The sequence below is a fragment of the Caballeronia sp. EK genome (assembly GCF_014384845.1).
GTDB lineage: Bacteria > Pseudomonadota > Gammaproteobacteria > Burkholderiales > Burkholderiaceae > Caballeronia > Caballeronia jiangsuensis.
The window spans coordinates 230,730-243,431 of sequence record NZ_JACSUE010000001.1 but is presented as its reverse complement, the minus strand read 5'-3'; the positions used below and the strand labels follow the sequence as shown (position 1 = coordinate 243,431).

General features: G+C 63.9%; 11 protein-coding genes. 5 read left to right on the top strand and 6 right to left on the bottom strand.

Going from position 1 to position 12,702, the window contains the following annotated elements; genetic code table 11:
* Nucleotides 1-10: 10 nt before the first annotated feature.
* The 6 genes from IAG25_RS01045 to IAG25_RS01020 all read right to left on the bottom strand — a co-directional run bounded on the left by IAG25_RS01045 (nt 11) and on the right by IAG25_RS01020 (nt 7,769).
* The gene (locus tag IAG25_RS01045) at nt 11-1,156 is read right to left on the bottom strand and encodes an amino acid ABC transporter permease (RefSeq protein ID WP_187603114.1); all 1,146 of its coding nucleotides are present in this window, start codon (nt 1,154-1,156) and stop codon (nt 11-13) included.
* 13 nt (nt 1,157-1,169) lie between these two features.
* The gene (locus IAG25_RS01040) at nt 1,170-1,973 is read right to left on the bottom strand and encodes an ABC transporter substrate-binding protein (protein ID WP_238286930.1); all 804 of its coding nucleotides are present in this window, start codon (nt 1,971-1,973) and stop codon (nt 1,170-1,172) included.
* A 121-nt stretch (nt 1,974-2,094) separates the two neighbouring features.
* Nucleotides 2,095-3,162 (bottom strand): TauD/TfdA family dioxygenase, encoded by a 1,068-nt coding sequence (locus tag IAG25_RS01035; RefSeq protein ID WP_187603112.1) that lies wholly within the window; start codon nt 3,160-3,162, stop codon nt 2,095-2,097.
* 393 nt (nt 3,163-3,555) lie between these two features.
* Nucleotides 3,556-4,905, bottom strand: a complete 1,350-nt coding sequence (locus tag IAG25_RS01030; RefSeq protein ID WP_187603111.1) for an MFS transporter — start codon at nt 4,903-4,905, stop codon at nt 3,556-3,558.
* A 148-nt stretch (nt 4,906-5,053) separates the two neighbouring features.
* On the bottom strand, nt 5,054-6,439 hold the full coding sequence (locus IAG25_RS01025; protein WP_187603110.1) for an MFS transporter: 1,386 nt from the start codon (nt 6,437-6,439) through the stop codon (nt 5,054-5,056).
* Nucleotides 6,440-6,677: 238 nt separating this feature from the next.
* Nucleotides 6,678-7,769 carry a porin gene (locus IAG25_RS01020; protein ID WP_187603109.1) on the bottom strand — a complete coding sequence of 364 codons (1,092 nt, stop codon included), beginning with the start codon at nt 7,767-7,769 and terminating at the stop codon, nt 6,678-6,680.
* A 275-nt stretch (nt 7,770-8,044) separates the two neighbouring features.
* Here IAG25_RS01020 and IAG25_RS01015 point away from each other — a divergent pair, with 275 nt between their 5' ends.
* From IAG25_RS01015 to IAG25_RS00995, 5 genes are all read left to right on the top strand, one after another.
* Nucleotides 8,045-8,623 (top strand): UbiX family flavin prenyltransferase, encoded by a 579-nt coding sequence (locus IAG25_RS01015; protein WP_035499986.1) that lies wholly within the window; start codon nt 8,045-8,047, stop codon nt 8,621-8,623.
* A gap of 186 nt (nt 8,624-8,809) precedes the next feature.
* Nucleotides 8,810-9,997: an FAD-dependent monooxygenase gene (locus IAG25_RS01010; RefSeq protein WP_187603108.1), complete on the top strand. Its 1,188-nt coding sequence runs from the start codon at nt 8,810-8,812 to the stop codon at nt 9,995-9,997.
* Between the two features lie 44 nt (nt 9,998-10,041).
* Nucleotides 10,042-10,575 carry a VOC family protein gene (locus IAG25_RS01005; RefSeq protein ID WP_187603107.1) on the top strand — a complete coding sequence of 178 codons (534 nt, stop codon included), beginning with the start codon at nt 10,042-10,044 and terminating at the stop codon, nt 10,573-10,575.
* Nucleotides 10,572-11,924: a fumarylacetoacetase gene (fahA, locus tag IAG25_RS01000; RefSeq protein WP_187603106.1), complete on the top strand. Its 1,353-nt coding sequence runs from the start codon at nt 10,572-10,574 to the stop codon at nt 11,922-11,924. The genes IAG25_RS01005 and fahA overlap by 4 nt, the downstream gene beginning before the upstream one ends.
* On the top strand, nt 11,921-12,688 hold the full coding sequence (locus tag IAG25_RS00995; RefSeq protein ID WP_187603105.1) for an alpha/beta fold hydrolase: 768 nt from the start codon (nt 11,921-11,923) through the stop codon (nt 12,686-12,688). Before fahA ends, IAG25_RS00995 begins: the two co-directional genes overlap by 4 nt.
* Nucleotides 12,689-12,702 lie beyond the last annotated feature (14 nt).

Here is a 12,702-nt window from a genome sequence, read left to right as displayed (position 1 = left end):
GCTCGTCTCCTCAGGCTTCGCCGGCACGCATGCGCGCCCGGTCGCGTCGCATCATCCGCTCGACGAAGCGCGTCTGCGGAATCGATATCACGATGAACAGCAGCGCCACGGTGCTGACCGCGGACAGGTTGTAGTAGTTCGACGCGATCAGCATGGATTGATTGAACGAATCGATCACGCCGACCACCGACACCAGCGCGGTATCTTTCTGCAGGGAGATGAACGAATTGAGCAGCGGCGGAATGATCTGCCGCACGCCTTGCGGAACGATCACGAATCGCAGGGTCTGAAAGTGCGACAGGCCGAGCGAGCGCGCGGCCGCGCTCTGACTCCAGTGGATGCTCAGAATCCCGGCGCGGTAAATTTCCGCGACGTACGCGCCCACCGTCAACGTCAGCGCGACGATGACGAAGATCGTCAGCGAAAGGTCCTTGAGAACGGGGATGCCGGTCAGCGGAATGCCGAAGCCGACCAGATAGATCACGAGCACCGCGGGCACGGCGCGGAAGATATCGACATACGCCGTCGCGATGAGACGCACCGGCTTGCCCGCCGCGCCCGGCGCGAACATCGCGAGGGCCACTATCAAGCCCCAGATCAGGACGAGTATCTCCGTGATGACGGCGATCTTGACGTTCATCCAGAAGGCGGCGAGCACCAGCGGAAACGTCTTGATCATCAACGGCACCGCGAAGAACGTCTTGGCGACCGCCTGATGATTGATCAGGAAGAACTGCAGCACGATGACCAGAACCAGTTGCGCCAGCGCATAACCCAGCGCGATGAAGCACTGATCCCTCGTGGCCGAGCGGGCCCCGCGCGCCTTCGCCAGATCGCGGCGCGCGGCGGCATCGCGGATGGCATTGCCGAATCGCAGCGCCCTGACGAGCGGCACGACGATCGCGAGGGAGAGCAACGCCAGCACGACAGCGAGCGCGTTGACCGCCGCGCTGTCGAGCTGCGCGGCCAGCAGCGAGCTTCGCATCACGGCAATCGTGTACCAGCTAGCCAGGACGACGGCCACGACCGTCACGATCGACGTGCTCAGCAGGGACGTCGGCACGCACGGCATGCCGCCCGTCTTCAGGCGGCGGCCGTTCGTCACCGGAGCCTGTGCCTGTCCCACCTCGCTCGTGTGTCGCGTTGCGTTGCTCATGGTTCAGGCTCGCTCAGGGGTTCAGCACGGGCACTTTGGTCGGATCGGTGCCGAGCTCCGGCGTCAGATACTTGGCGCTCAGCCGTTCGAGCGTGCCGTCCTTCTTGAGACCTTCGATCAGCTGGTTGAAGGCCGCGAGATTCGGCGAATCCTTGTTGACCACGCCGCCCCACTTCTCGCCCGTATCGAAGCGTCCGACCACCTGCAGTGCGCCATTCGAGTTCTTCGCGCGCAACAGCACGTTCGGCGTGTCGTAGATCACGGCGTCCACCTGTCCGGCTGCCAGCGCCGTGTACATCGACGGAGGATCGTTGAACACCTTGGGCTGCTCCGCGGGCTTGATCTTCTCCATGATGTAATCGTAGGCCGTCGTGCCGCGCTCGACGGCATAACGGAGGCTGCTCAGGTTGCTCTTGTCGACCTTGGTGCCTGCCTTCACGAGCACGCCCTGATCGGAGCTGAAGTAAGGCTCGGTGAAGTTGACCACCTTCTTGCGCGCGTCGGTGATGGTGATCTCGCTCAACGCGATATCGAATCCCTGCGATTGTCCCGTGAGGACCTGCTGAAACGATCGGCTCACCAGGACGACGCGATCGAGGCCCGCACGATAAGCCATGTTGGCGGCCATGCAGTACTCGAAGCCATCCTTGATGGTCTCCAGCGAGTCGCCGTTCCACCAGCCGGGCACGCCGAGCACGGGGCGCACCGAAAGCGCGCCGGGCGTGACGGTCGTCAGTTTGACGGAGCCCTTGTCGCCCTTGACTTCGCAATTCCCATAGTCCGTCGCGGCGCTCGCCGCGACAGCGAACGCGCTCATCGCGATGGAAACGATCGCTCGTTGAAGCCGGAGTGCACCTGTTGTTGCGCGAGGCATACTGCTTTGCATCACGTTAGTCTCCTCTTGGTGGAATGAAGCACGACTTCTACCGGCAACACGCTCAGTTCATGCACGGCGTCGCCGGTTGCGCGATGCCGCCATGAGGCATGCCGCCCGACACATCGCCCCAGAGGATCGCATGATCTTCAGGCAGCGCGCGCGAGTTGGGCACCGAAAGCCAGAGACGCATCAGCATCCTGTCCTGGCCGGTGCTCACGTCGTCCTTGAACGCGGTGCGTCCGTGATAGATGACGTGGTTGTTGAGAAGCTGGATATCGCCGGGGGCGAAACGCATCTCGAAGCAGTGCTCCTGCGCAAGCTGGAGCAGCAGGCGAATCGCTTCGTGCTCGGCATCGGTCAGTTTGCGCACGCCGGGAAGCAGTTGCGCGTTCTCGATGTACGTCAGCGAAAAATGGCTCGTCAGCTTGCCGTCGCGTACGCCGAACACCGGCAGATCGTAGGCGACGTGTTCGCCGCCCGCTTCCTCGCCGAAGCGGCTTCGCGGAATGGGCCTGCAAAGCAGCGCGTGCAGGTCCGGGCGGCGTCTGAGCATTTCGTTGTAGATCGTCGCGCTGCTCGCGAGCTTGCTCACGCCGCCCTCCGACGCCTGCCGCACACACAGCAAGCCGACGACATCGCAACGGTCCGTATGGAAACGCAACTCGCCCGGCGACAGTGTCCGCGCACCCGACGAAAGAAACTCCTTCCCCGATGCGTCCACCGTCGAGCCATAGAGCTTCGCACCGACGCCCGCGCCTTCGTCCCTGATCTCGCGCATCAGTTCGCCGCGGCGGTTCTGGAACATCGGCGTGCCGAGATGCCGACCCAGTGCGTACCAGATGCGGCGCAGTTGTTCCGCGTCGTAGCGGCTGACATCGAGGCCACGGATCTTGACCATCCCGGAGCCGTTTTCCAGTTCGGCGCGCACGTCGTCGAAGAACGCAGCGGCGCCCGGCAGCGGGAAGTTCTCGCGCGTGATGTCACGCCAGCCGATATCGGCCGTTCGGGTGACAGCCGCGTCGATCTCGTCGAGCACGGCAGAAGGAATCTGTTTGATCCATCGCTGATTCTCCCGCATTTCGACGCCATTCCACACACACGCACCTTGCAGATATTCGGCGGAAGACATTTGCGCTCCAGTGATTTGGGACCTTGGGCTCGGTGCATGCCGCGACGCGCCAGCGAATGCGCGCCTTAGGCAAATCGCACGCTTGTATATACAAGATTTGCAATCTAAACCCGCTCGACTTTTCCATCAAGAAGATGTGACAGCCATGCGGGCAAACACCTAGGCCGGTTTTATCGCGTCGGGTAGCGGTTCGGGATGGAGACGAAGCGTATCTGGATACGATGCTCGACGGCCGCGCGGAGCGTGCGCGGCCGGTTCTATTCTTGCGAATTCTATGAATCGTCGAGTCTTGTCTAGACAAATTATTCGATCACGCGAGATCGTCAACGAAGAAACGGGCGCCACGTACGACGCCCGAATCAAAGACATTTCCCGACGCGACGATGCCCGTGTTCAGCATGGCTCCGTTGCGATACGTCGCTCGTATCGCCGCACGCCGCCGAGCCACGCCGATAGCAACACGATCAGCACGAACACCGCGGCGAGATTGAAGAACAGTTGCGCGACCGGCAGATGCATCGACAGCAGCACGCCGCCGAGCATCGATCCCGCGACCGAACCAAGCTTGCCGATACCGATCGCCGTGCCGACGCCGGTCGAGCGCAGCGTGGTCGGATACACCATGCCCGACACCGCATAGAGCGCGAACTGGCTGCCGATCACGCACACGCCGCTCGCGAACACGGCCGCGAAGAGCCACGCCGTCGGCATCTGCATGCCGAGCAATGCGGCGATGGGACAACCGGCCAGCGCAAGCAGCAGAATCACGCGCACGCCATAGCGATCCACGCAGCGGCTCAGCGCAAGGGCGCCGACGGTGCCGCCGGCCGGAAACATCATCGCCGCCTGAGCCGCGCGGGCGGGCGCGAGCGTGCTCATGCTGAACAGGATCGGCAGCCAGTTCTGCAGGAAGTGCAGCGCGAGCGAATTGAGGATGAAGATCGCCCAAAGCAATGGCGTCACCTTGGCGAGGCCATCTTGGAACAGCGCGGCTGGCCGCACGCGCACGCGGGTTTCATCATCCACGACATAGCGCACGCCTTCGCCCTCGGCCGTTGCGCCGAGACGCGCCGCGATGCGTCGAATCCTGCGAACGTCGCGCCCGTTCATGATGAGAAAGCGGATCGATTCGGGCAACAGCGCGAACGACGCCAGCGCCACAACGATCGCCGCGACGCCGCCCAGCGTGAACAGGACGGGCCAGCCGAAGCGCGGCAGCAGCCACGAGGCGACCGCTCCGCCACCGCCCGCGCCTATCGAGAAGCCGGAAAACATCAGCGTGATCCATGTCGCGCGGCGCGCTTTCGGGGCGTACTCGGAAACGAGCGCGACCGTGTTCGGCACGACCCCGCCCATGCCGATGCCCGCGAGAAAGCGCAGCAGCGTGAGTTGCCCGAGCGAGTCCGCATAGCCGCACATGAAGGTCAGAATGCCGAACCAGAGCGAGCCGTAGATGATCGTGAGGCGGCGTCCGAAGCGGTCGCCGCTGAAGCCGAGCAAGAGCGACCCGACGAGCACGGCGAACAGTCCCACGCCGAACACGCGTCCGAAGCCGGCCGCATTCGTGTGCCAGGCGTGCATCAGCGCAGGCGCGGCGAAGGCGGCCGCGACCTGATCGTAACCGTCGATCAACACGATCAGGAAGCACCACATGATCAGGAAGAGCGCGAAGCCGCTGAGCTTCTGGCGCTCGATCAACGCCGAAACGTTGATGGTGGTCTCCGGGGCGGCGACGTTGCTCATCGTCGTGAACCTCCGTGGGCTTCATGTCGCGGCGACACGCCGTTTCGGTGCATCTCTGTCTCCTTTATTTTCGTCGACGCATTTATGTTTCGGTATCCGAACCGATTCACAAAGCGCGGCATCGATACGACATGCCTCGCTGTGGAAATTACGCGTCCTGCACCAGCGAACCCCCGCCCGTTTCAGCAGTCGCCCCGACGCCCGGCGTTTCGCCGAAGCGCTTGCGGTACAGCAGTGCGAGGATCGTCGAGAACACGGCGGCAATGAGGAACAGCACCGACGCCGCGTAGAAAAGCTGCGTGATCGGCAGATGCATCGACAGCAGAAGACCGCCGATCACCGGCCCCGACACCGAGCCGATCTTGCCCACCGAAATCGCGCTGCCCACACCGGCAGAGCGGAACGACGTCGGATAGATCATGCCCGCCACGGCATACAGCCCGTACTGCGCGCCCACCACGCAGAAGCCGGTGGCGAAGACAGCGAGCATGAGCCAGCCCTGCGAGGAACCGTGACCGAGCGCCGCCACGACCGGAAGACCGATGACGGGCAGCGAGATGATCGCCGCGACGCCGTGACGATCGACGAATCGGCACAGCACGAGTCCGCCGATCACGCCGCCGACCGAGAACATCATCGTGATGAGACCCGCGCCGCGCGGATCGATACCCATGCCTTCCATCAGGATCGGCAGCCAGTTCTGCAGGAAATAGAGCGCCATCGAGTTCGCGATGAACACGATCCACAGCAAGGGCGTGATCGCGGCGAGGCCGTCGGAGAAAATCAGCTTGAGCACGAAGCGCTGCTTTTCGCGCACTTCGCCGGCGACGAACTGCGCATCGGCGGGAATCGTCAGATCGGGACGCAGGCGCGTGATGAGCTTGCGCAGCATCTGCGGATCGCGCTGCCGGATGGCGAGCAGCTTCGCGGATTCGGGCAGCGTGAATATCAGCAGCAGCGCGACGAGCAAGGAGCCGACGCCGCCGACCGCGAACATGACAGGCCAGCCGAACCGGTGAATCAGCGACGACGACACCAGACCGCCCGAGCCCGCGCCGATCGAGAAGCCCGAAAACATCAGCGTGACCCATGTGGCGCGCAAACGCTTCGGCGCATATTCCGCGACCAGCGCGACCGAGTTCGGCACCACGCCGCCCATGCCGATGCCGGCCAGGAAGCGCAGCAGCATCAGTTCCTGCAGCGAGGTCACCCACACCGAGGCGTAGGTCAGCGCGCCGAAGAAAAGACTGCCGATGATGATCGCCCGCTTGCGGCCGAGCCGGTCGCCCAGGTAGCCGAAGATGAACGAGCCGATCAGCGTGCCGAACAGGCCCGCGCCGAAGACGGGGCCGAAGCCGCCGCGCGCGACGTGCCAGTCCTTGATGATGGCCGGCGCCGCGAACGACACGGCCGTCTGGTCGTAGCCGTCCATCAGCATGATCAGGAAACACCAGAAGAGCAGACCGGCGGCGAAGCGTCCCGTCTTCTGCTCTTCTATCAATGTCGCGATGTTGAAAGTCCGGTCTGCTTGCATGTATGTCCCATTTACCTCGTGCCAAGGGACGCACCCGAGGGGCGCGCCCGCCTGCACTGCTGCTGAATGTCTCTCATGACGGCGCCGTGGCCCGAGCCACAATATAAGAGTCGGCCCCGCGCGGCTCAATCAAAAAGAAACGATGATGCGATCGAAATAAGTGATGAATCCGCCTCGCGCGCTCATTCGCACCCCGTTTGCACAATGTTTCACCGCACGATGGCCGCCCTCCGTGTCCTCAGAACATATGGTTGACGCCGATGCGCGCGACCGTCTGGCTGCCGCTCGACGAAGGCTGATAGCCGAACTGCGCGGCGCGCGCGCCGGGGCCCGAAGCGCGCTGCAGGCCCACGCCGGCGTAGACCTGCGTGCGCTTCGACAAATAATCGGTCAGGAACAGGTTGTACTGGTTGATCGTGAGTCCCTGAAACAGGGAGTGATCCGCGGACAGGCCGAGTACGAAAAAGCCCAGATTGCCGACCAGTTCCGTGTTCACGCCGGCCTGATAGTTGTTGAGCGTGGTCGAGCCCTGCGCGTTCTGGAGCTTGACGCCCGTGTACGTCACGTGCGGCGTGAAGATGCCGAACTTCACCGACGCCCCGGCGGCGAGCGTGCTGTAACGGCTCGCATTGAACATCGTGCCCTGTCTCAACGGCTGGCCGAGCAGCGAGTTGAGGCTGAAGGTGCCGAAGATGTCGGCGGTGCGGTTATGCGACATCGTGTACGCGACGCCGAAATTCACTGTGTCGCTCGAATACTGTGCGCCGACGCTGTACTGGCGTCCCGCGCTGAAGTCGCCCGCCTGATTGCCGAACGCGTTCATCGCGCCGGCCTGGAAGCCGTGGAAGTTGATCGTCTCGTACTTGACGGCGTTGTTCAGCGCATGGGTGTTCGCGAGGCCGTCGAGATTGCCGGGCGTGTAGTACGACGAGATGCCCGGCACCGAGTTGTTCAGCCGCCCGACGTACTGGTAGATGTAGTCGTTGATGTTCCCGAAGCTCAGCGAGCCCCAGGTATCGTTCGAGAGCCCGACGTAGGCATTGCGGTTGAAGAAGCTCGTCGGGTTGATCTGCGCGCCGGTGTTGGTCAGGAAGCCCGATTCCAGCCGCGCGAACGCGGAATTGCCGCCGCCCAGATCTTCCTTGATCAAAAGGCCCCAGCGATCCGGCGTGCGCTTGCCGGACGATTCCTGATACAGACGCTTGCCCTGGGAGTTCGATACGAAATCGACGCCAACATCGACGCTCCCATACAGCGTCACAGACGACTGCGCCCACGCGGGGCCAGCCAGGATCGCGGCGCAACCGCCGACCAGCAGACAAGTTCTCAACCGAAGTCTCCAATGTTTTTATCGTTGGCCGGTCGCTCGTCGGCGCCGGCTTCTTGCATCGCGCAGTGCTGCTCTGCCCGATGCGGAACCGAGTTTAACTACTTCAATTCGGCTTTTGAATCACGAGTTATTTATCAATCAATCGAACATCCCGAATACTCGCTCAGGGTATTTACTCATCGATTCCAAAAATGCCGATAACCTCATCGACAGATTGAATCGCCGTGCTAACATCCGCGACGTTTAATTCATCACCGATAAAACGGAGAGCACAGATGCATTTCAGCGCAGTACAGCCCAGGCGCATGATCGTGGGCATCAGCGGCGCATCGGGCGTCGTCTACGGTGTCCGCCTGTTGCAATTGCTCAGGCAACTCGACATCGAATCGCATCTGGTGATGAGCCGCTCCGCGCAGGTCACGCTCGCGCACGAGTCGCCCTACAGCGTCGCCGATGTCCGCGCGCTCGCCACGGTCACGTATCCGAACACGGACATCGGCGCGGCGATTTCGAGCGGCTCGTTCCCCGTGATGGGCATGATCGTCGCGCCCTGCTCGATCCGCACCCTCTCGGAAGTCGCCACGGGCGTGACGAGCGGCCTGCTCACGCGCGCCGCCGACGTCACGCTCAAGGAGCGCCGCCGGCTCGTGCTGATGGTTCGGGAAACGCCGCTGCATCTGGGCCACTTGCGCAGCATGACGAGCGTGACCGAGGCCGGAGCAATCGTCTATCCGCCGGTGCCGGCATTCTACGCGAACCCCGAATCGCTCGACGAAATGGTCGATCACACCATCGGGCGCGTGCTCGATCTCTTCGGCATCGAATCCTCCGTGGTGCATCGCTGGGGCATGTGAGATTCACGCGCGCGCTCTCTCGCATTATCAATTTTCACTGATAACTCGTTCGAATTCTTTTGCTTCTTTAGCGGCTGACGTTCATTTAAAGTGGTTTTGTTTCAGAACGAAACCCCATTTAAAAGATTTATCGATCGAATCATAAATCTTCTCGATAAGAGACAGCGTTAATACGAAAGAGGTCGAATGAAGATCGTCATTGCAGGGGCCGGTATCGGCGGCCTGACGGCGGGAGCCGCATTATTGAAAGCAGGCTTTCACGTCACCATTCTCGAACAGGCCAAGGCCCTCGGGGAAATCGGCGCGGGCGTGCAACTGAGTCCGAACGCGACGCGCGTGCTTTACGGAATCGGCGTCGGCGAGCGCCTCGAAAGCCTCGCGTGCGAACCGCCCGGCAAGCGCGTGCGCCTCTGGAACACGGGGCAGACCTGGCCGCTCTTCGATCTCGGCGCGGCATCGCGCGAAGTGTACGGCTTCCCCTATCTGACCGTGCACCGCGCGGATCTGCACGAAGCGCTCGTCGATGCGGTGCGTGCGTTCAGCCCCGATGCGATCAAGCTCGATCACAAGGTCGAGTCGATCGTTCAGCACGCTGACCACGTCGAAGTGCAGACCGTCTCGGGCGCGACGTTCGAAGCGGACCTGCTGATCGGCGCTGACGGCGTGCACTCGCGCGTGCGCCGTGCGCTCTTCGGCGCCGACGAGCCGGTCTATTCGGGCGTGATGGCCTGGCGCGGCGTGATCGACGCCACCAAGCTGCCCGAGCATCTGCGCACGCCCTACGGCACCAACTGGGTCGGTCCGGGCGCACACGTGATCCACTATCCGCTGCGCGGCCACAAGCTCATCAACTTCGTCGGCGCGGTGGAGCGCGATGGCTGGCAGGTCGAATCGTGGTCGGAGCGCGGCACCATCGACGAATGTCTCGCCGATTTCGACGGCTGGCATGAAGACGTGCGCACGATGATCTCGGCCATCGACATCCCGTACAAGTGGGCGCTCATGATCCGCGAGCCCATGACGCGCTGGACGTCGGGCAACGCCACGCTGCTCGGCGACGCCTGTCACCCCACGCTGCCGTTCCTCGCGCAAGGCGCGGGCATGGCGCTCGAAGACGGTTATCTGATCGCGCGCTGCCTCGCGCGCCACGCGAACGATCTGCCGCGCGCGCTCGAACGTTACGAGGCGCTGCGCGTAGAACGCACGGCGCGCATCGTGCGCGGTTCGGCAGCGAACACGCAGCGCTTTCACAACCCCGCGCTCGCGCATGCGGAAGGCGCGGCGGAATACGTCGATCGCGAGTGGAGCGAGGAGCGCGTGAAGGAACGCTACAACTGGCTGTTCGAATACGACGTCGACGCCATCGAAGTCTGAGCGCGCAAAGCTCGCTTCATCAAGCAGCATCAAGGAGACACAGCATGTCCGACCATCTGCCGCCCGTGCGCGGCCTGCATCACTTCGCCTGGCGCTGCCGCAATGCCGAAGAAACGCGTCATTTCTACGAGGACATTCTCGGCTTGCCGCTGGTTCATCTGATCCGCCTCGACCGCGTGCCGAGCACCGGCGAGCATTGCCCCTACGTGCATCTGTTCTTCGAGATGGCGGACGGCTCGAACATCGCGTTTTTCGATCTCGGCGACGACACGGCCGCCGAGCCCTCGCCCAACACGCCGCCGTGGGTGAACCACATCGCGCTGCGGCTCGGCACGCTCGACGAGCTCGAAACGATGAAGCAGCGCCTCGTCGATCACGGCATCGAAGTGCTGGGCGTCGTCGATCATCACTTCGTGCGCTCGATCTATTTCTTCGATCCGAACGGCCTGCGGCTCGAACTGACGGTGCCCGTCGCGTCGCTCGAAACGCTCGCTGCCTATCGACGACAGGCGCGGCCCGCACTCGACGCGTGGGCAGGCGAAGGCAAGAGCGCCATCGCGGAGACGCCGCTCGCATGACCGCGCTCAACTCCACTCACGATCCGGCCCGGCGTAGCTGGATCGACTCGGCGAACCTTCCTGAAGCAGACTTTCCGATCCAGAACCTGCCGTTTGGCGCGTTCGTGCGCGACGGCGTCGCTCGGGCCGCCGTCGCCATCGGCGAACATGCCGTGGACTTGCACGCGCTCGCGGACAGCGGCCTGCTCGACGCGGGCAGCGATGCGGCGATCGCCTGCGAAGCCACGCGCGGCGGCACGCTGAACCGCCTGATGGCGATGCCGTCCCGCCATGCGAGCGCCCTGCGCGCCGCGCTGTCCGATCTGCTGAAGAGCGACGCGCCGCAGCGCGCGCGCATGCAGGCGCAAGCCGATGCCCTGCTACCGCGCATCGATACGCTCGAGCTGCGCCTGCCCTGCGAAGTCGGCGACTACACGGACTTCCTCACGTCGCTGCATCACACCGAGCGGCACGGGCGCTACAAGGGTCTCGCCGATCCGCTTCCGCCCGCGTTCAAGTCGCTGCCGATCGCCTATCACGGCCGCGCATCGTCCTTGCGCGTGAGCGGCGGCGACGTGCGCCGCCCGCACGGCCAGTATCGCGACGCGAACGGACAGATCGTGTTCGGCCCCGCGCCCGCGCTCGATTTCGAGCTCGAACTGGCGGCGTGGATCGGCGAAGGCAACGCGCTCACGCAACCGATTTCCGTCGACGATGCGCACGCGCACATCTTCGGCTATTCGCTGCTCAACGACTGGTCCGCGAAAAGCATTCAGTGGTTCGAACAAGTGCTCGGCCCGTTTCTCGGCAAGAGCTTTCATTCGAGCCTGTCGCCGTGGATCGTCACGTCCGAGGCGCTCGCGCCGTTCCGCAAGGCGCCCGTTGCGCGCGCCGCGGACGATCCGCCGCTCATGGCGCATCTGCATGGCGCGCGCGACCGGCAAGAAGGCGGGCTGCATCTGGAACTGCACGCCGATCTGTCGACGCGACAACTGCGCGAAGCCGGACATGACGACGTGCGCATCACGCACACGCATCTGGACAATCTGTACTGGAGCTTCGCGCAGATGGTCGCGCATCACACGAGCAACGGCTGCAATCTGCGCAGCGGCGATCTGCTCGGCAGCGGCACGATTTCCGGCGCGAACGACGCGGCGCGCGCCTGCCTCACCGAGCTGACGAACGCGGGCCGCGATCCGCTGCGCCTGCCGAACGGCGAAACACGCACCGCGCTCGAAGACGGCGACGAGATCGTGCTGAGCGCGCGCGCGTCGAAGGCGGGCGCGGTATCGATCGGCTTTGGCGAATGCCGTGGCCGCATCGCGCCGGCGTTCGCGTTCGCGTCGCGCGAAGCGGGAGTGGCGGCATGACGCAGACGCTCAACGGCTACGTGCAGGTCGGCCACGGTCCGCGCAAGGTGCTCGCGATGAGCGGCTGGTTCGGCAGCGCCGCCGACTGGCAGCCGCTCGTGCCCGCACTCGACACCGATGCCTTCACCTATGTGTTCTTCGACTATCGCGGATACGGCCGCTCACGCGAACGCGACGGCGCCTTCACCTTCGACGAAGCCGCCGGCGACGCGCTCGCGCTCGCCGATCATCTCGGCTGGGGCACCTTCAGTCTGATCGGCCATTCGATGGGCGGTGTCGCGATCCAGCGTGTGCTGCTTGCCGCGAACGGGCGTATCGATCGCATGGCGGGCGTGTGCGCCGTGCCCGCGTGCGGTTCGCGCATGGATGAGACGCGCCTCGCCGGATTTCGCGCGGCGGTGGACGACATCGAGCGGCGCGCGGCGATCATCGCGTTCTCGACCGGCAATCGTCTCGCGCCGCGTTTCACCGCGCATCTCGCGCGCGAATCGCAGCGGCAAGCGCGCGCCGATGCCTTCGCGGGCTATCTGCCGCACTGGGCCGCGAGCGATTTCTCGTCCGAGGTGATGGGCAACGCGACGCCGGTGAAGCTTTTCATCGGCGAACACGACCCGACGCTCACCGCCGACGTGATGAATCGCACCTGGCTCGCGTGGTATCCGCACGCGAGCGTCGAAACGATGGCGAACGCGGGACATTACCCGATGTACGAAGTGCCGGTCGCGCTCGCGACAGCACTCGAAAACTGGCTGAAACAGGCCTGACGGCCACTGGCCGC

Excerpts from the sequence above, each read along its gene's own strand:
- IAG25_RS01045 (WP_187603114.1), bottom strand. The coding sequence starts at position 1,156 with ATGAGCAACGCAACGCGACACACGAGCGAGGTGGGACAGGCACAGGCT.
- IAG25_RS01040 (WP_238286930.1), bottom strand. The coding sequence starts at position 1,973 with ATGAGCGCGTTCGCTGTCGCGGCGAGCGCCGCGACGGACTATGGGAAT.
- IAG25_RS01035 (WP_187603112.1), bottom strand. The coding sequence starts at position 3,162 with ATGTCTTCCGCCGAATATCTGCAAGGTGCGTGTGTGTGGAATGGCGTC.
- IAG25_RS01030 (WP_187603111.1), bottom strand. The coding sequence starts at position 4,905 with ATGAGCAACGTCGCCGCCCCGGAGACCACCATCAACGTTTCGGCGTTG.
- IAG25_RS01025 (WP_187603110.1), bottom strand. The coding sequence starts at position 6,439 with ATGCAAGCAGACCGGACTTTCAACATCGCGACATTGATAGAAGAGCAG.
- IAG25_RS01015 (WP_035499986.1), top strand. The coding sequence starts at position 8,045 with ATGCATTTCAGCGCAGTACAGCCCAGGCGCATGATCGTGGGCATCAGC.
- IAG25_RS01010 (WP_187603108.1), top strand. The coding sequence starts at position 8,810 with ATGAAGATCGTCATTGCAGGGGCCGGTATCGGCGGCCTGACGGCGGGA.
- IAG25_RS01005 (WP_187603107.1), top strand. The coding sequence starts at position 10,042 with ATGTCCGACCATCTGCCGCCCGTGCGCGGCCTGCATCACTTCGCCTGG.
- fahA (WP_187603106.1), top strand. The coding sequence starts at position 10,572 with ATGACCGCGCTCAACTCCACTCACGATCCGGCCCGGCGTAGCTGGATC.
- IAG25_RS00995 (WP_187603105.1), top strand. The coding sequence starts at position 11,921 with ATGACGCAGACGCTCAACGGCTACGTGCAGGTCGGCCACGGTCCGCGC.